This is a genomic window from Pseudoalteromonas sp. NFXS53 (genome assembly GCF_056629255.1).
Genome location: NZ_JBWVBR010000023.1, coordinates 12494 through 31925, shown reverse-complemented (window position 1 = coordinate 31925; position 19432 = coordinate 12494). Strand labels below are relative to the sequence as shown.

At 42.7% G+C, this 19432-nt stretch carries 17 protein-coding genes; 5 read left to right on the top strand and 12 right to left on the bottom strand.

The features are described 5' to 3' along the window. Positions 1–7: 7 nt before the first annotated feature. The 6 genes from rng to AC1HJP_RS19075 all read right to left on the bottom strand — a co-directional run bounded on the left by rng (position 8) and on the right by AC1HJP_RS19075 (position 6537). The gene (gene rng / locus AC1HJP_RS19100; protein ID WP_480363148.1) at positions 8–1480 is read right to left on the bottom strand and encodes a ribonuclease G; all 1473 of its coding nucleotides are present in this window, start codon (positions 1478–1480) and stop codon (positions 8–10) included. Further along, the gene (locus AC1HJP_RS19095) at positions 1473–2051 is read right to left on the bottom strand and encodes a Maf family protein (protein WP_480363165.1); all 579 of its coding nucleotides are present in this window, start codon (positions 2049–2051) and stop codon (positions 1473–1475) included. Before AC1HJP_RS19095 ends, rng begins: the two co-directional genes overlap by 8 nt. Next, entirely contained in the window at positions 2048–2527 is a 480-nt protein-coding gene (gene mreD, locus AC1HJP_RS19090; RefSeq protein WP_138481646.1) for a rod shape-determining protein MreD, read from the bottom strand. The genes AC1HJP_RS19095 and mreD overlap by 4 nt, the downstream gene beginning before the upstream one ends. Next, positions 2520–3359 (bottom strand): rod shape-determining protein MreC, encoded by an 840-nt coding sequence (mreC, locus tag AC1HJP_RS19085; protein ID WP_138481648.1) that lies wholly within the window; start codon positions 3357–3359, stop codon positions 2520–2522. Before mreC ends, mreD begins: the two co-directional genes overlap by 8 nt. Beyond that, complete coding sequence (locus AC1HJP_RS19080; RefSeq protein ID WP_058028534.1) at positions 3359–4402, bottom strand: rod shape-determining protein; 1044 nt, start codon at positions 4400–4402, stop codon at positions 3359–3361. Before AC1HJP_RS19080 ends, mreC begins: the two co-directional genes overlap by 1 nt. Positions 4403–4470: 68 nt before the next feature. Then, positions 4471–6537 carry an SUMF1/EgtB/PvdO family nonheme iron enzyme gene (locus AC1HJP_RS19075; protein ID WP_480363147.1) on the bottom strand — a complete coding sequence of 689 codons (2067 nt, stop codon included), beginning with the start codon at positions 6535–6537 and terminating at the stop codon, positions 4471–4473. Positions 6538–6750: 213 nt separating this feature from the next. Between AC1HJP_RS19075 and AC1HJP_RS19070 the strand changes: the two genes are divergently transcribed. Further along, positions 6751–7671: a 1-aminocyclopropane-1-carboxylate deaminase/D-cysteine desulfhydrase gene (locus tag AC1HJP_RS19070; protein WP_480363146.1), complete on the top strand. Its 921-nt coding sequence runs from the start codon at positions 6751–6753 to the stop codon at positions 7669–7671. Here AC1HJP_RS19070 and AC1HJP_RS19065 read toward each other — a convergent pair. From AC1HJP_RS19065 to AC1HJP_RS19050, 4 genes are all read right to left on the bottom strand, one after another. Beyond that, entirely contained in the window at positions 7651–9300 is a 1650-nt protein-coding gene (locus AC1HJP_RS19065; protein WP_480363145.1) for an EAL domain-containing protein, read from the bottom strand. The two genes, AC1HJP_RS19070 and AC1HJP_RS19065, sit on opposite strands and share 21 nt — an antisense overlap. A 200-nt stretch (positions 9301–9500) precedes the next feature. After that, a complete protein-coding gene (gene ssb / locus AC1HJP_RS19060) occupies positions 9501–10169 on the bottom strand; it encodes a single-stranded DNA-binding protein (RefSeq protein WP_480363144.1) in 669 nt (222 codons plus the stop codon). A gap of 17 nt (positions 10170–10186) precedes the next feature. Beyond that, entirely contained in the window at positions 10187–11554 is a 1368-nt protein-coding gene (locus AC1HJP_RS19055) for an MFS transporter (RefSeq protein WP_480363143.1), read from the bottom strand. 68 nt (positions 11555–11622) lie between these two features. Then, positions 11623–12402 carry a substrate-binding periplasmic protein gene (locus AC1HJP_RS19050; protein ID WP_480363142.1) on the bottom strand — a complete coding sequence of 260 codons (780 nt, stop codon included), beginning with the start codon at positions 12400–12402 and terminating at the stop codon, positions 11623–11625. Positions 12403–12529: 127 nt separating this feature from the next. Between AC1HJP_RS19050 and uvrA the strand changes: the two genes are divergently transcribed. The 3 genes from uvrA (at position 12530) to AC1HJP_RS19035 (ending at position 17800) form a co-directional block, all read left to right on the top strand. Beyond that, on the top strand, positions 12530–15349 hold the full coding sequence (uvrA, locus tag AC1HJP_RS19045; protein ID WP_480363141.1) for an excinuclease ABC subunit UvrA: 2820 nt from the start codon (positions 12530–12532) through the stop codon (positions 15347–15349). Positions 15350–15491: 142 nt separating this feature from the next. Beyond that, complete coding sequence (locus tag AC1HJP_RS19040; protein WP_480363140.1) at positions 15492–16604, top strand: hypothetical protein; 1113 nt, start codon at positions 15492–15494, stop codon at positions 16602–16604. Between the two features lie 23 nt (positions 16605–16627). Next, entirely contained in the window at positions 16628–17800 is a 1173-nt protein-coding gene (locus AC1HJP_RS19035) for a hypothetical protein (RefSeq protein ID WP_480363139.1), read from the top strand. On the opposite strand, the gene AC1HJP_RS19030 is transcribed toward AC1HJP_RS19035, so the two are convergent. After that, positions 17781–18170, bottom strand: coding sequence for an acyl-CoA thioesterase (locus AC1HJP_RS19030; RefSeq protein WP_480363138.1), 390 nt, complete (start codon positions 18168–18170; stop codon positions 17781–17783). The genes AC1HJP_RS19035 and AC1HJP_RS19030 overlap by 20 nt on opposite strands. Positions 18171–18199: 29 nt before the next feature. Between AC1HJP_RS19030 and AC1HJP_RS19025 the strand changes: the two genes are divergently transcribed. After that, on the top strand, positions 18200–18916 hold the full coding sequence (locus AC1HJP_RS19025) for a 2OG-Fe(II) oxygenase (RefSeq protein ID WP_480363137.1): 717 nt from the start codon (positions 18200–18202) through the stop codon (positions 18914–18916). Positions 18917–18936: 20 nt separating this feature from the next. Here the strand turns inward: AC1HJP_RS19025 and AC1HJP_RS19020 are convergent, their stop codons facing one another. Then, positions 18937–19308, bottom strand: a complete 372-nt coding sequence (locus tag AC1HJP_RS19020) for a YacL family protein (protein WP_480363136.1) — start codon at positions 19306–19308, stop codon at positions 18937–18939. Positions 19309–19432 lie beyond the last annotated feature (124 nt).

Below are 19432 nucleotides of genomic sequence, written 5' to 3'. Positions count from 1 at the left end.
AATCGCCTTACATCATGACAACGTCAAACTGCTCTTGGCTATACAAGTTCTCTGTTTGAATACTAACTTGTTTACCAATAAACAGCTCAAGCTCTGCAAGGTTGTGATACTCGTCATTAATTAACGCTTCACTCACCGCTGCCGACGCATAAACCATGAACTTATCAGCATCATAAGCGCGATTTACTCGCACTATTTCCCGTAAGATCTCATAGCAGACTGTCTCAACAGTTTTCAATGAGCCGCGGCCTGAACATGATGGGCATACATCACATAAGATGTGCTCTAAACTCTCGCGCGTTCGCTTGCGCGTCATCTCTACTAAGCCCAAAGCTGATAAACCATTAATATTCGCTTTTGCTCTGTCTTTAGCAAGTGCTGTTTCTAGAGAATGTAATACTCGACGCTTGTGCTCATCTGAGACCATATCGATGAAGTCGATGATAATAATACCACCTAGGTTACGTAGTCTTAGCTGACGCGCAATTGCAGATGTAGCCTCAACATTGGTATTAAAAATGGTTTCTTCTAAATTGCGATGGCCAACAAACGCACCGGTGTTTACGTCAACCGTCGTCATCGCTTCGGTTTGATCTATGATCAGATAACCGCCTGATTTTAATTCCACTTTTCGATGAAGCGCTTTTTGAATTTCACTCTCAACATCAAATAAATCAAAAATTGGTCGCTCACCCGGATAGTACTCTAAGGCATTAGACAACAGCGGTACGAACTCTTCGGTGAAGGTTTTAAGCTCTTGATAGGTCAGCTTCGAATCCACACGGATACGTTCCATGTCTTCACCAACATAATCACGTAATGTTCTAAATGCCAGAGTCAGATCTTCATGCAAAATAGCGGCTTTGCTGGTTTTTCGACGACGTCCAATGATTTTCTGCCATAGTTTTTTCAAAAACTCAGCATCATGTTGCAGTTCAGCCTCAGTCGCGCCTTCAGCAGCAGTACGAACGATGAAGCCACCATTTTCATCATTGTATTGCGCCACAATCTTTTTAAGACGACTGCGTTCTTCTTCAGTTTCAATGCGCTGACTTACGCCAACATGCGTGGCATCTGGCATAAACACCAAATAACGCGAAGGAATGGTAATGTCTGTGGTTAAACGTGCCCCTTTGGTGCCTAATGGATCTTTGACCACTTGTACCATGATGTATTGGCCTTGCTTAACCAACTCACGAATATCTTGAACTTTCTTGACTGGTTGGTCGTCTACGCCTTCGTCAATCGATGCACTATTGACGATATCTGAGGCATGTAAAAACGCGGCTTTTTCTAGGCCTATATCTACAAAGGCGGCCTGCATACCCGGTAGCACTCGGCTGACTTTACCCAAGTAAATATTGCCTACAATACCTAGGTTGCCCACTCGCTCAACTTGTATTTCTTGCAGCACGCCATTTTCGATTAATGCAACACGACTCTCACTAGGTGTCACATTAATTAATAATTCACTACTCATGCGCCCCCGCTATAAATGCTTTTATTAATTCATCTGTCTCATATAAAGGTAAGCCGACTACGGCAAAATAGCTACCCGACATCTGGGTAACAAAACGACCTCCAAGACCTTGGATACCATAACCGCCGGCTTTGTCTTGCGGCTCGCCCGATTGCCAATACGCGCTAATTTCTTCACCTGTTAGCGCTTTGAACGTTACATCTGTCGCCACAACTTGACTCAATACCTTGTGTTTATCGGCAACAGCAATAGCGGTTAGGACTTGATGAGTTCGCCCCGATAAACGCTGCATCATAGCGGTGAAATCTGCTTCATCAACAGGTTTACCCAGTGCTAAATTATCCACCACAACCACAGTATCACTGCCTAGAACTGGTTTATCGTCATACCCCATAGCCACACCTGTTTGAGCCTTAAGACGGGCCAAACGTTCAACTAATTGTAATGGCGTTTCTCCAACGAGTTGCGATTCATCTGCGTCGACTGAAAATTGAGTAAACTCATAGCCTAATTGCGCAAGCAGTTGTTTTCGTCTTGCTGAAGCTGAAGCGAGGTAAAGCGTGGTCATTATCTGATCCTAAATTGTCTTCGATATTTACGCAGTAGTAAAAAGATCCACGGCCAACAGAACATCCCCGTAAGGGCGGGCCATAAATACTCAGGATTAAAATAAATATCGAGTAAGAAGTGATTCAACCAAAATTGTAGCAAATGATATAAGGCTAAGAACAAACCAACTAATACTGCTTGCTGCCAAATCGAAAAGTTACGAATTTTTTGAAAATTACTCACGGTAATATAAATACATATCGAGTAACACAATGAGTTAACCCCCAGCGGCGAGCCGGTTGCTAAATCAATAATAAGCCCTGTCACCCACGCCCAGCCAATGTTAACTCGGTGGGGTAAAGCCAATGACCAATACATGAGTACTAACAGTACCCAGTCAGGTCGAAAGATATCTGTAGACAAGGGTAACGGCATCAGTGCCATGACTAATGCTAAAAAAAGTGAAAAACAAATCAATAAATAATGACGCTTAATCATTACGATTTTCCAAGCTTTGTTTGCCCAATACCACCAATAAGCGGACTCGGTCTAATTGTGCAATCGGCTCCGCATACACTTTCGCAAAAGGCACACTTTCATCACGATCAATGGAGGTTACAACAGCAACTGGATAGCCCTCAGGAAAAGTACCTCCCAACCCTGAAGTCACCAACACGTCACCGATTCTAACATCTAAACTATGGGGTACATGTGACAGGGTTAACTGATTTAATTTACCCATACCCTCAACGACCGTGCGCACATCATTTCTTAAAATTCGCACTGGCGTTGCGTGTGTGGTGTCTGTCACGAGTAAGACGCGAGAAGTTGTGGTGCCGGTATGCGTCACTTGACCTACAATACCAAGCTCATCAATAACCGCTTGCCCCACTTGCAACCCATCGATAGTGCCTCGGTTTATCACCACTTGATGACTATATCGATTTGAATGCACAGAGAGTACTTGGCCAATAAGACGCGAGCTTTTCTCACGCGAAGAAGCATTTAATAACGCTCTGAGCTCTTGATTTTCTTTTTGTAGGAATTGTAGTTGTTGCAGCTGCTCACTCTGAAGTAACTGCTTTTCTCTGAGCGCTTGGTTTTCGTCAAGTAGTTGATCTCGAGTTTGTAAGCTGCGCGCACCAAGGCTCAGCACCTCATAAGGCACATTAGCAAAGTACAGCAGTGGGCTTACCAGTGTATGCAAGCTGGTACGCAGCACAGTACCGCCGCTCGTATAGCGATCACCAAGTATCAGTAAAATACTTAAAATGACCGCGACGGTCAGCCTAAATTGTAGTGATATCGTACGGCCAAATAATAAGTTCATTAGTCGTAACTAAATACATCACCACCATGCATATCAATCATTTCAAGTGCTTTACCACCACCACGAGCAACACACGTTAGTGGGTCGTCAGCAACCACAACTGGAATACCTGTTTCTTCCATCAGTAGTCTATCTAGGTCTTTAAGTAGTGCACCACCACCAGTTAACACCATACCGTGTGCTGAGATATCAGAAGCAAGTTCTGGTGGAGATTGTTCTAATGCAACCATTACCGCACTTACGATACCCATTAACGGCTCTTGAAGTGCCTCTAAAATTTCGTGTGAGTTTAGAGTAAATGAACGTGGTACACCTTCCGCTAGGTTACGGCCGCGAACTTCAATTTCAATAGGCTCTTCGCTCTTAAATGCCGAACCAATTTCATGCTTGATAGTCTCTGCCGTTGCTTCACCGATTAAGCTACCAAAGTTACGACGCACATAGTTGATAATCGCTTCGTCAAACTTATCACCACCGATACGCACAGATGACGAATAAACCACACCGTTTAACGAGATAATCGCAACTTCGGTTGTACCACCACCAATATCAACAACCATAGAACCCGTTGCTTCAGATACAGGTAAGCCAGCACCAATCGCAGCGGCCATAGGCTCTTCGATTAGGTAAACCTCGCGTGCACCAGCGCCCATTGCTGATTCGCGAATAGCACGCTTTTCAACTTGCGTTGCACCACAAGGTACACAAATAAGTACACGTGGGCTTGGGCGCATAAAATTATTATTGTGCACTTGCTTGATGAAGTGCTGTAGCATTTTTTCAGTCACATAGAAGTCTGCAATCACCCCATCTTTCATTGGGCGAATTGCTTTAATGTTACCAGGTGTACGACCGAGCATTTGCTTTGCCGCAGTACCCACTGACGCCACACTTTTGGGCCCACCAGCTCGTTCTTGACGAATAGCAACTACTGAAGGTTCGTTTAATACAATACCTTCTTCTTTAACATAAATAAGGGTGTTTGCCGTACCTAAATCGATTGATAGGTCGTTAGAGAATAATCCGCGTAATTTTTTAAACATGAGGTTGAATAACCTTAAAGAATTCTTTTAAACACAGTGGCAGCCAACTAGACTGCCACTAATAATTTTTAGCGCTCTCGTACTAAACGAAAGCCGATATAATTTGCTCTGAAATCGGGGGCTAACGCCAAACGTGTCGATACACGCGCAAGACTTGGTGCAAAGTTCCAAGCACCACCGCGTACAGTAACATCATTCTGAGAGGCACGTTTTTGTGTCCACTCCCAGACGTTACCTACCGTGTCATATAGGCCATAGTTATTAGGTGCAAACTCACCAACAGGGGCTGCACTCTTATTTGACCATTCACTGCCACACCAGCCACAGTTTGCTAGGTTTTTACCAATCTCATTACCCCAAGGGTATTCTGACGTTGTGCCTGCACGCGCTGCGTACTCCCACTCAACCTCATTAGGTAAACGATACTGTTTGCCTTCTTCACCAGATAACCAGTTTGCGTAGGCTTTTGCGTCTTCATAAGACACACAAACAACTGGAAAGTTCTCACTTTGCTCATAACCTGGGTTTTGCCAGTTATAATCTAGCTCCCATACTGGTTCGCCGTTTCGGTAGTAAGCACAGCCTTTTGCTTTTTCAGCATCGGTTGTAAACCCAGTGCTTTGTACAAAGCGTCGAAATTCAGAAACCGTCACTTCTTTGCTTTGCATCGCGTATGAGTTGCTCAGTACCTTCTCAACAACGGGTCTTTCATTCGCCAAACCATTACCCGTTAGGTCACCCATTTTAAATGAGCCCGCAGGAATAATACTGATTTGGTTGTTCACTGACTGATTAACCAAACTCACTGCCTGAGATGTAACTGGCGACTCTGAAACTAGGCTTACTGCAGGTTGCTCTACCTTTTTAGTCTCGACTTTTGGGTTCGACGACAAAGGTTGAGCTACCTTTGCCGCTCTAGGCTTTTTTACAAGCTGCGCATGGATTGTTTGTGCACGGCGAATGTTCACACGTGTTTTATAAGGTTCATACCCCAACTTACGCACTTCAATTTCATGCATGCCAACCGGAATTTGTAAATTCAGTTTTGTTGAGCCGTAGCTCACACCATTAATGAATACTTCATCGTCGTATACGTTAGAGCGCAATGTTAGCTCAACCAGCTTATCTGTTTGTTTCTGAACTGGTGCTGATGCAACCGGTGTTGGCGCTCGCTCTACCACAGGCATAACCGTGCGCGGTTGCGTCACAGCGTTATCTTCTGCGTAATTAAACTGGGTGTCAGAAAACGTTGTTGGGTAACTATTTTGATATCCAATACCACCAGATAATGGCGTGCCATATTCTGAACAGAAGCGGTTATCGACGCTCAGTAAGCCACATAAGCGACTAGCATTCACATCGCCTCGCATCGTTACACTCAAGTTTACGCTGTAATTACCTTGACCACTGAAAGAGCTTGCAGTGACATGACTGCTCACTACCTTCACTTGTGCACCAGCAAGGTTGCGTTTTGGCTCAACTAAACGCTGCTCAGTCAAGTTTGCAAATAGCTGGTCAATAAAACGTTGCGTCGACTTTTGCAGACCCATCTGCTGACCACGTTGCTCACATGCCGCTAGCGTTTCTGTTCGCTTACAGTTAATGGTATGTTCGATTTCTAGCGTGCCTTCACGGCTAAATTCGTTTCTTAAGCGCTCGACTCGGGCTGTGCTTAATTGATCTTTTAAGCTTTCAAGAGTGTTAACTAAGGTATGTTTGGTAATGCGAATCTGTTTGATATCTTGTCGATGTGATGCAATCGCCGCCAATTGCATGGTGATATCTTCTTTATTCTGTTTGTGTAAAGCAACCGCTTCTTGATATCGCGTTTGAGCGGCTGAAATGTTTAAAGAAGGATCATCAATAAGCCTGCGATATAATTCGTTCATTGCATCGAGCGCTTGGTTTTTTTCTTTATCTAGCTCGGTAGAACGCTTTCTTAGCAAATCTAATTGTGACACTAAACGTGTTTCTTCACTGAGATGCTTATCTAAAATCTGAGTATAATTTTCTAATTCGTTTTGCTTGACTGACAATTCAGCTTCGATTGCTGTGACGGTCGCGGTATCTTGTGCAAATACATTGGCTGCCAGTAATGTAGCAGATATCAAGAGAGATAAAGGAGCGATTCGCATATTTTCCATTCCCAAAAGCGGCGATTATTTGGTCTTTGTTATTTTTTATAATTAATGCTTTATGCTATGTACTTAAACAGTAAAACACAAGCTTTGAACACACTAATATGTGAGTTTACAACTATTATCCACCCGCTTGCTACCTTTCTAGAAATATTTTCATCTCAAGATCTCAGCTGTTAGACTGAGGTTTTACACTCAATCATCATTAGTATGGATAATAATCAGTTTGTATTGCCTGAATCTCCTGTTCAAGAAATTCAACATCCGTTACTTGAACAAAAAAAGATCAAGCTCGCAATTAAACGAGATGACTTACTGCATCCAGTCATTTCAGGTAATAAATGGCGCAAGCTCAAATACAACTTAATCAATATGAAAAGCAAAGGCTATGACTCTTTTGTCACCTTTGGCGGTGCTTTCTCGAACCATTTATATGCCAGTGCAATGGCATGTAAAACTTTCAACTTAACTGGCCACGCAATCATTCGAGGGCCAGGCATTGATGAAAATAACCCAACCATTAAGATGGCCCGTGCCTGTGGTATGAACTTATATGCGGTAAACCGCAAAACGTATCGATTGCGCCATGACCCTGCTTATCTGAAAAGCCTGCAAACTGAATTTCCTAATAGCTTCATCATACCCGAGGGTGGTACTAATAAAGCGGCACTGAGCGGTGTGGCTGAATTAGCGAAAAGTTTACCTCAATCAGACTATGTGATTTGTGCAACAGGTAGTGGCGGTACTGTCGCTGGACTTGCCAAAGGGTGCACGCACAACACCCAAGTTATGGGCATTGCAGTCTTAAAGCAAGCTGACTATCTTAATCAAGAAATCGCGCAACTACTGACAGATAGCCATAGTGGCGCACCATGGCAGTTATTAACAGATCATCACTACGGTGGATATGGTAAATTCACAGATGATGTTTGGACATTTTGTCAACTTATGAGGCAAACATATCAATTGCCTTTAGAGCCTATATATACAGGTAAAATGCTGTTTGCTGTATGGCAACTCATAAGCCAAGATTACTTCCCACAGGGCAGTAGTATCATTGCCATACATACTGGCGGTTTGCAAGGTCTTGATGGTTTGAGATATCGCGGCTTAATAACCCGCCAGCTCTAACTGCTGAAGTGGCTCCGAAAAATAATACCCTTGAGCCCCTTTTACACCTAAACGCTGAAGACACTGAAGTTCTGTTTGCGTTTCAACCCCCACTGCATAAACAGGTAAGCCAAGTTGTTTACCCTGTCTAACGATATGACGTACAATTTTTTGCTGGGCATGTGATTCATCTATGTTATGAACAAGATCAAAAGATAGCTTTAAGGCTTTTATACATTGCACTTGCTTTAAGTCCTTCACATTAAAAGACTCTGATACTTGATCAAGTACTAACCCCGTACCAACTGTTTCTAGTCTGAACACTATGTCTTCAAGTAATACACGTTGCTGACAAAAATCATCTAATGTCATTTCAAATAACACCCGTTTTGCCAACTGGCTGTGTGCTAGCTTTTCCAAAAGCCAATTAGCAAACTTAGGATCGCACCAATTAATAGTATGAATGTTCACACTTGCCAACAAATGGCTTTTATCTTTACTCAATACCTTAAAAGTGTGCTCAACAATAAAGGTGTCTAATGTCCACAAGCTTTCTTTGCTATGTAACTGGGGAACAAATTGCTTAGCCGCAATTAAACCGAGCTTTTCATGTCTCACTCTCAATAATGCTTCACTCTGAGTAATCTCTTGAGTCGCAAAACAAAATAAGGGCTGGAAGAAGAGAATAAACTGGCCGTTCTCAATATACTTAATGAAGTCTGATTCTGAGTTTTTCATTGATATTTCGTGCGTTTTATTGAGAGGCGTAAGGTGAATATGCTGCCATACGTTGTTAGTTGCGACACTCAATGCAGAACGTGCAAGCTGATACACCTGAGTTTGATCACATTTTGACTGATAATAACAAGCGCCTAATTTAACCACTTTGCGTGACAGGTCGCCGCGAATGGCAAACAGGATCTGATACACCACTTCGTGCATTTTTTTACTGACAGCTGAGACATCCCCCCAAGCAACTTGCTCGATAGTGACCGCCAAAGCACCTGAGTTTAAGTATTTAACTGAGCATTTGGCATATTTAGAAAAGTGCTTGTGGAATTGAATCGCGAAATGCTGCTGTGCGTCGATACCTTCTTCTAAATGATAGCTCCATTTGATCAACGCAAAAATACTAAACAAGTTCTCGTCTGTACTTCTTGGTTGCTGGATTGAAGGCAGCACATTTTCTCTTTCGATAGGTAAAGATTTATGTGGTTGGCGAAGAAATGGTTTAGGCCGCACTCTGTATATCAACCACCAGCGATAGCTAAACACAATAAATCCTATAAACAATAAGTTAAACATCAATAAAGCGCTTGCATACTCCTGCAATACTTTTGGGTGTTGAACATAAATTGTTGAGCCCGCAAACTCGAAGGTGTCTAGGTTGTTTATATTTGAACTTGGTTTTGTGCCGAATGAGACAAACTGCAAGTTAAATTGTCTCGCCAATATATCGAGTTTGTCATCTGTTCGCTCTGCTTTAGACAGTAAACTAACTTGCTGAACAAACTGCATGCCTCTTTGATGGATCTGTAGGTGGAATAAATGAATGAGCAGAGCATTAAGAAAGCATACAAGTAATATCGAGGCAATCGCTAAATACCACTTAGATAATGTGTCTGTTACGCGTTTAAATAGCGGCTTCATCACCATACAACACCTCAATCAACATTGACTAAGTGTTGTTCACAAGTCTTAAAAACTCAAGTTTAGGGTACTGAAAGTCTAGTGTTTGAGTTATAAAACACAGAACTCACTGTTTTGAAAAAATAAAACCCTGCATGTGCAGGGTTTTATTGAATTCATAATTCTAATCGGCATACGCTAATTAGTTAACTGTTCAGAAATTAGAACGGAATATCGTCATCAAAGTCGATTGGTGGTTCCATCGGGTTTGATGCACCGCCTTGTGGTGCTGATTGTGGTTTAGGTGCAAACCCGCCTTGCTGTTGGCCTGATTGCTGCTGCGGTGCAAAACCGCCCTGCTGTTGGCCCGATTGCTGCTGAGGTGCAAAACCACCCTGCTGTTGGCCCGACTGCTGTTGCGGTGCGAAACCACCTTGCTGTTGTGGTGCCTGCTGTTGCTGTGGCGCTTGGTTATATTGAGACTGTTGATTATTAAAACCACCAGACTGCTGACCTTGATACTGGCCACCGCCTTGCTGTTCGCCACGACCACCTAGCATTTGCATCTGACCGCCCATGTCTACAACGATTTCTGTTGTATACTTTTCTTGTCCGCTTTGGTCTGTCCATTTACGTGTCTGTAAACGACCTTCGATATAAACTTGTGAGCCCTTACGTAAGTATTCACCTGCAACTTCAGCTAATTTACCGAACAACACAACACGGTGCCATTCAGTACGCTCTTGCATTTGCCCTGTGTTTTTATCTTTCCAGCTATCTGTTGTAGCAATACTGATGTTTGCTACACCGTTACCATTTGGCATGTAACGAACTTCTGGGTCTTGGCCTAAGTTACCAACCAAAATTACTTTGTTTACACCGCGTGCCATGACGCACTCTCCTCACACTAATTCAAGCCAAGTATTTGCTTTGCTTGGTTTATATCAAATTCTTTATCATTTACTTTTAGGTAACTACGATTCTCGTCGTTCACCATAGTCGCTTCGATCACTCCCGGTAGCGCCACCAATTGCTCAGCTAATTGCTCGGCTCTATATGGGTCGGATAAATCAGCCATTAAACTGATCACTTTACTCTTAGGAGGGATCTGCATTTGCCATGCAATAAATAGCCATATTACCCCAACTCCTGCTGCAGCCGCAAACACTGTATTCGCTTCACCAATTTGTGCTAGATAACCCCCTAAAATACCACCTAAAAACGCACCGAAGAATTGCCCCGATGAGAAAACGCCCATAGCAGAGCCCTTCTGATTTGCCGGCGCTATGCGCGATACCAAGGCCGGCATTGTCGCTTCAAGAAAGTTAAAAGCAATAAAGTATAACAACATGCACAAGGCAATACCCATGATTGACGTTGGCAATAAAATAAGACCTAACGCACTAAAAATTAGCACGAAAATAGAAAGTAAAAAGACCTGTTTTTCTTTTTGTTTTTTGATGGCAATGATCATTAAAGGCGCCATTAAAATAAATGCAGCCAATAAAACGGGAATATAAAGCTGCCAATGGCTCTCAGCCGCTAAACCGCCAATGATTAACTGACCTGGCAAAACCACAAATAAGGTTGTGAGTGTGAGGTGAAGTAACATCACACCAAGATCTAAGCGAAGTAACTGCGGATGCTTTGCCAGTCGTTTTATATCAGCAACAGAGGCGACTGTATCGCCTTTTGGGGCGCGATTTAATGCGTTCGGGACAACTAAAGTTACAATAATAATCCCTAAAATAGCTAACCCTGCCGTTAACCAGAATACCCCCGAAATACCAAATGATGCCGCCACCATTGGCCCAAGTAGCATAGCAACCGCAAAACTTAGACCGATACACATACCTATCACGGCCATCACTTTAGGGCGTTGTTCATCTCGACTTAAATCAGCAGCTAAAGCCAACAAAGCACTGGCAATGGCGCCCATACCTTGTAAAGCTCGGCCAACCGTTACCCAGTAAATTGAATCTGCGACCGCGGCAATCACGGAGCCAATAGCAAACACGACTAAGCCACCAATAATGACCGGCTTTCTTCCCACTTTATCTGATAACCAGCCCATAGGGATCTGTAGTAAAGCTTGAGTTAAACCATATGCGCCGATTGCTAAACCGATCCACATTGGCGAGACATGCTCAAGTGACTGACCATAAATGGCCAGTACAGGCATCAGCATAAATAAACCGAGCATTCTGAATGCGAATACACTGGCTAGCGAAAAAGCAGCGCGTTTTTCTAAGGCGTTTAATGATTGGTTAGACATAGTTCTCGTTATTACTGGCTCGCAAATGCGCGCGACAGTTTAACAAAAAAATAGCCGTTGCAAAAAACTTAATCTAATTTGTATTTTTTTAGGATCTCACTGATCTTGCCAGTTTGCTTTAGCGCTTCTAAAGCCCGCTCCAAACGCGCTTTTATTTTTGGAGAGACACTCTGCTTGCTCAGTGCAATGTAAACCGGCTCTCGATTAATAACGAAAGGGTTTATTTCGACTTGCATGTAGTCTGGGTTATTTTCAGATTGATAGAGCATATTATATTTTTCAGCAAAAAAGCCTGAAATGCGGCCATGCTTGAGCATACTAACTCGCAACTTATTATTTGTGATCACTGTAAAACGCTCTTCGACATTTGGCGTGTTTTTTAATAATGAGTCTACTTCAGCCCCATAGACCGCATCTCGATGAATTGCGATAGGTGCGGGAAGAGTTAAGAGGTCTTGATAGCTCTTAAGCTTATAAGGTCGAGACTTATGAGTTACAAACACAATGGTTTCGTTGCGCTGTGGGCCAATAAAATAAGCAAACCGCTCACGCTGTTTGGTTGGTGACATACTGAGCATCATAGCTATCTCACCCGACTCAAGCATTTTGATTGAACGGCCCCAAGGTAAACTTACAAATTTATAGCTACAGTCTGCTTCTTCTAAAAGCGCTTTGGCAAAATCAACATCTAGACCATGCCAGCTCAAAGTATCAGTTTGGTTGTTATAACGGGCAAAATTTTCAAAACGCACCACTAAATTACAATCAGGGTTAATGCGCGGACCCGTAAGCGCCTGCACATTGAGACTGAAAACCAAAAAGAGAAGGAGTACGTATAGTCTTTTCAAAATTTATTAGCCACATTTTTACCACCTACTCAGTGTAGATGCTTTTACAAAGAAGCGATAATTTTCACAAAAATGTGCGATACTGTGGCGAAGTTTGATTACACCCTCAAGCAGTTACTGGAGCATCATGGATAATATAGAAGTAAGAGGCGCCCGCACCCATAACCTGAAGAATATTTCACTGACTATTCCACGTGATAAGTTGATTGTTATCACGGGGTTATCTGGTTCCGGTAAATCCTCTCTCGCGTTTGATACTTTATATGCAGAAGGCCAACGTCGTTATGTCGAGTCGCTTTCAGCTTATGCGCGCCAATTTTTATCTTTGATGGAAAAACCCGATGTAGACCATATTGAAGGTCTTTCACCTGCGATTTCTATTGAGCAAAAATCGACATCTCACAACCCTCGCTCCACTGTGGGTACTATTACCGAGATTTACGATTACCTACGCTTACTTTTCGCACGTGTGGGTGAACCTCGCTGTCCGACTCATGATTTACCGCTTGCAGCACAGACTATCAGCCAAATGGTCGATACTGTTTTAGAGCAACCCGAAGGTAGCAAATTGATGCTGTTAGCGCCTGTGGTAAAAAATCGTAAGGGTGAACACGTCAAACTATTCGAGCAATTGAGTGCTCAAGGCTACATTCGCGCCCGTGTTGATGGTGAAGTGTGTGATTTAAGCGATCCTCCAACCTTAGAATTACATAAAAAACACACTATTGAAGTGGTTGTTGACCGTTTTAAAGTAAAAGATGGCTTGCAACAACGTTTGGCAGAGTCCTTCGAAACCGCCTTAGAATTATCGGGTGGTGTGGCCGTTGTTGCGAATATGGACGATGCAGAACAAGCAGAGCTTACCTTCTCTGCTAATTTTGCCTGCCCGACTTGTGGCTATGCCATGACTGAGCTAGAGCCGCGTTTATTCTCGTTCAATAACCCAGCAGGCGCTTGTCAAAGCTGTGATGGCTTAGGTGTAAGACAATATTTTGACCCAAGTCGCGTTGTACAAAATCCTGAACTTAGTTTAAGTGGCGGTGCGATTAAAGGCTGGGATAAACGCAGTTTCTATTACTTCCAAATGCTGCAATCTGTGGCTGAGCATTATGAATTTGATTTAGAAGCCCCTTTTGAGAAGTTATCTAAAGATGCGCAAAAAGTTGTGCTAGAAGGCTCAGGTAAGACTAAGATTGCCTTTAACTATCGCAATGACCGCGGTGATGTGATCACCCGAAATCACGAATTCGAAGGCGTGCTGAATAATATGAGTCGCCGTTATCGTGAGACAGAATCAACCTCTGTGCGCGAAGAGCTTGCCAAATATCAAACCAATCAAGCCTGTCCTAGCTGTAATGGCTCTCGTTTACGTGAAGAAGCCCGCCATGTGTTTATTGGCAAAACAACGCTGCCAGATGTGACATTAATGAGCATCGGCGACGCAATGACCTTCTTCGATAAGTTAGAACTCACAGGGCAACGCGCACAAATCGCTGAAAAAATATTAAAAGAGATCCGCGACCGTTTATCTTTCTTAATCAATGTTGGTTTGAATTATTTATCTCTAGAGCGTAGTGCCGATACCCTTTCAGGCGGTGAAGCGCAGCGTATTCGTCTTGCCAGTCAAATTGGTGCAGGCCTCGTTGGTGTTATGTATGTGCTAGACGAACCATCAATTGGTCTTCATCAACGCGATAATGACCGTTTGCTTAGCACGTTAACTCATCTACGTGATCTAGGTAATACCGTAATTGTGGTTGAGCACGACGAAGATGCCATTCGCGCGGCGGATCATATTATCGATATCGGCCCAGGTGCGGGTGTACATGGCGGTCATGTTGTTGCACAAGGTTCACGTGACGATATTCTTAATTCACCTGAGTCTTTAACAGGCCAGTACTTAAGTGGCGCAAAAGCCATTCTAGTACCTGAGCAACGCCACCAGCCAGAAGATAAGTGGCTAGAACTCTTTGGCGCCACAGGCAATAACTTAAAAAATGTCGACCTGCGTATTCCATTTGGCTTAATGACCTGTATCACAGGTGTGTCGGGCTCGGGTAAATCAACCCTTATTAATGACACGCTATTTAAGCTGGCTCACACAGCACTGAATGGAGCGACAACAGCAGAGCCTGCCCCTCACAAAGACATTCAAGGCCTTGAGCATTTCGATAAAGTGATCGACATTGACCAAAGCCCGATTGGCCGTACACCGCGTTCAAACCCTGCAACCTATACAGGTATCTTTACGGCTATTCGTGAACTGTTTGCGGGTACACAAGAAGCGCGCTCTCGTGGCTATAAAGTCGGCCGTTTTAGCTTTAACGTAAAAGGTGGTCGCTGTGAAGCATGTCAGGGCGATGGTGTTATCAAAGTAGAAATGCACTTCTTACCAGACGTTTATGTACCATGTGATGTGTGTGCAGGTAAACGTTATAACCGTGAAACCTTAGAAGTACTTTATAAAGGCAAAAACATCCATGAAGTGCTAGAGATGACAGTTGAAGATGCCCGTGAGTTCTTCGATAAAATTCCAGCGATCAGCCGTAAGCTGCAAACATTAATGGATGTAGGCTTAACCTATATTCGTTTAGGGCAAGCAGCTACTACGCTTTCTGGTGGTGAAGCGCAGCGTGTGAAACTCGCTAGAGAATTATCTAAGCGCGATACTGGTAAAACTCTATATATTTTGGATGAGCCGACCACAGGCTTACACTTCCACGATATTCAACAATTACTGGCTGTACTGCATCGCTTGCGCGACCATGGCAACACTATAGTAGTGATTGAACACAATCTCGATGTGATAAAAACAGCTGATTGGATCGTCGACTTAGGTCCTGAAGGCGGTGCCGGCGGTGGTCAAATTCTTATCTCTGGCACACCTGAAGCAGTAGCTGAGTGTGATGCATCACATACAGGTAGATATTTAAAGCCTTTGCTTTAGGAGTCTCAGCACTAATTAGCATAGTGTTAAATTTTATTTAATTTTTTAAGGCTTGCCTTCATAATAGGGGCAAGCCTTTTTCTTATCTTTGAAAGATTGAAAAGCCAGAATAAAAATAATAAAACGAATAACGGACGTATTCATGCAAGTTCTAGCAAATATTAAAAGCGCCTCTATAACGATAAAAAATTTAGCCAGTAAATTTGTGAATTTTTGGCAGTCTTTGACACTCCCACAGAGATTTTATCTAATTGCTTTTCTCATTTTTTCTCCTGAGATGCCTGATTTTATTTCAGCGCTTTTTGGAGACCATGACGCACATAAAAATAGTGAAAATATAGTTTGGGCCGATTCATTCAGCGCGAGTACTTACTTGCTTACGCTGGCTATTCTTGTTGGATTAATATGCGAGCTTTGGCCAAGAATTGTAAAATTTTGGGAGAGTACTGTCGGTAAAAGCGTTACTTTTATTTTTTATGCTTTTTTAGCTAACTATGCGCTGGCTTATGCCTCAGGCACCATTAATGATATTACGGGTGTCAGTGCTGAACACTTCCCATATACCCATAATTTAAGCTTAATCCTATCAATACCTACTTGGTTTATGCTCAGCACCTTCATGGTGCTTGTTCTGATACCATTATTACAACCTATTTATATGGCCTTTTTATTGTTAATGAGACCCTTTGGGCTACACACTCGCTGGCATTCACCAGAATATAGGTTCCCTATCATAACGAGTGTTGTTCGTATGTTTTTATGTACACTTCTCGCAGCCCTTTTTTTCTTTATAACTATGTCTTCTGGTGTTGCTGGCAGTATGAATACCATTTTCAGCACTCTAGTCAGTAATTTTACGCCGGTAAAAGTAACCTATGGCATAAGCAATTTTGACCAAGAGCAGCCTTCAGCTATCGAAAACTCATCCATGTCAAATCCTGAAAAAAGTAAAGCAACACTTAATACAGACTCTGATGAGGTTGATAGAGAGCTAACACTCTACAAAGAACGCGTTAACAGCTACGACAACCGTATAAAGCAAATTCTTGCTTACTTTATTTATGAACTAGAAGCCGATAGCTACTCTCGCTGTCAGGTCACACCAGGAAGGCGTGTTGTAGAGCTCAATGATTACGATATTTTAGAGATCTGGCCGGTAGAAGGTAAAGAAAAAGCCTATCACTTTGAAGTGAAGCCTTGTATTTCACCTGGCATAAAACTTCATTTGTCTAGCCAAGCTAAAGCGCTATATTAGTTAAGAATAAAGAGGTGCTAACAATGAACAACAATAAGAAAATGGACCAACTCATGGAAAAGCTCCCTTCTCCCAAGCACCTATCAGGTTTTTACTATAGCTTAAAAACGCGGTGGCTCACGTTCTGGCGATCACTGACGTTTTCTCAACGCTTATATTTCACGGCCATTGTGTTGTTTTTTCTATTATTAAACAGCGAGTCTGAGCCTGTAACTGGTGTCTCTGAAAACGAACAGTTTTTAAATGACTTGTTTTCGCCCTCTACGTTTTTAATGGTTGCGATCATAATCATCGCGCTTTTAAGTGAGCTGTGGCCAAAATTAATGAAGTTCTGGGACAGTTTACCCGGTAAAGCCGTAATATTGATTTTTTATGCGTTTATCGCCAACTATGCGTTAGCTTATGCGGCCGGCGCAATCAATGATATTACGGGAGTCAGTGCTGACCACTTCCCGTATACCCATAACCTCAGTTTAATGCTGTCTTTACCGTCTTGGTTCTTCATCAGCACACTCAGTATTTTACTATTAGTGCCACTGTTACAGCCCTTCTATGTCTTGCTTTTATTACTCATGCGCCCTTTTGGTTTACACACCATGTGGCACCCACCTGAATACCGCTTTCCAATTATTACCAGCTTTGTACGTATGACACTGTGCGTCATGCTCTTTGTTTTTGTACTTATGTTCACATTTACGTCGGGTATGTTTGGTGGCATGAGTACCATGTTCACTAATGTGATCGAAAGTTTTAGCAATACCACAGTAAGTAATAACGTAACTGAAGAGGTTGACAAAGAACTGTCTGAACCAGCTAAACCAGAAGAAGCGCATACGGAACAAGTCGATCAAGCCATTGCTCAAGCGCAAAAAGATCAAAGTCCAATTTTATCTTTGAATATCGGAGAAGGTGACGCGGCAACCATTTCACTCTCTGAACGTGCCGAAGCATACGATAATAAAATCAAAACCATTCTGGCTTATTTTATCTACGAGCTAGAAGCAGATAGCTATTCTCGCTGTCAGGTCACTGAGGGGAGCCGCATGGTAGAGCTAAATGATTATGAGATTTTAGAGATCACGCAACTGTCTGAGCAAGAGCGTACCTATAAATACGAAGTCAAACCTTGTATTTCGGTGGCCATTGGCCACCAATTTAAATCTTCGACTTCAATGCCTACAGAAGAAAAGCAGTAAGCTGCTGTTTTTCTTCTTCACTTAATGGTTGTGAGCTTTTATTCTCAAAATCATAACGTACCATCACGGTTTTGCCCTCTGCGCAGCACGCTCCGTGCTGCCAGGCTTGCTGTAAAATCACAAATGAGCTTGACCCTATGCGCTCAATGGCAGTTTTAACTTCGACTTCTTGACCATAAAACAACTCGCCTTTAAAAGTCACTTCGACCTTGGCAACAATCAATTTCCATTGTTTTGGATCTAAGTCTGGGGTAAAAATCTTAAAAATAGGCACACGCGCGGCTTCAAACCAAACCGGTAGTGCGGTATTGTTGATGTGTCCGAGCACGTCGGTTTCACTAAAACGCGGCATGAGTTTTTCTGACAACATAATAATTCTAATATCCTGTAGGTACTCAGATGACAGATTTTATTCGCGTTTACGACAACGCACTCTCAACTGACTTTTGCGATTCATTTGTGCAGCAGTTTGACCAAAGCCCTCACCTAAAGCAAGGGGTCACGTCTGGTGGTGTCGATCTAAGCAAAAAAATTAGTCACGATCTGTATTTAAATGCGCACCCTGAGTACGCACAGACTTTACAACACATTCAACAAGTCACCGCACAGCATGTGTTCAAGTATATTGAAGAACACTTCTTTATGATGATCGGTGCATTTGGTTTAAAGGTGTACCACCCAAAAACAGGGCAACCTGTTGACTTAACTGTCGATAATTTCGAAGAGGTTGGTAAACCACAAATTCATGTGCTTACGCAGCAGCTGTTTCGTTTAGGCAATATTCAAGCGCAAAAATATCAAGCAGGAAAAGGCGGTTATCCGTATTGGCACAGTGAGGTTTACCCGCAAGTCGGTCATAATGAAGCACTTCATCGCGTGCTGTTATTTATGTTTTATTTGAATGATGTTGAAGAAGGTGGAGAAACTGAGTTTCACTACCAGAATAAAAAAATAGCCCCTAAAAAAGGCGCTATGGTTGTCGCACCGGCTTATTTTACCCATACACACCGAGGCTGTATTCCAGTTTCTAACGATAAGTATATATTGACGTCTTGGGTGCTATTTAACAGAGCCGAACAAATCTACGGTGCTCCACCAGAACAGGCTGTGATGTAAAGCTGAATTTGGAAGAAGCCCTAGCGGCCTCTTCCAATAAAGTCGCTCCAAGCTTCTAACAATTCAACAAAATCTTCAAAACCACACACCGCCATTAGACCGTGCTCGTCTAGCTCAAGTGCATCATCTTGATATTGCGCTAAGTCATCACTGTTATGAAACAAACTATGCGCTTCAAATAATGCCTCTTGCTCACACAACTTAAAGCGAACTTCTTTGCCCAGTCTGATCAAAGGCGTGTTTAATGACTTAATAATACGACATTGCGCAAGTAAGTCTTTAACTTCATTGTGAGCCAGCTCTTCGTTAAACCAGCGACCAATCAAAGCTTGCTCGTCACTGATCTTGACCCTGAAACCACTGATTGGGTCACGAATAAATTGATACTCCATACGACTGTCTCTCAAAATTAATAAACTTATAAACCAAGAATATTATACTTTGCATGGCATAAACTGCCCAGCGACTTGAGCTTTCATAGCGTAAACAGGATAATTCACACTCCGACACCATTTC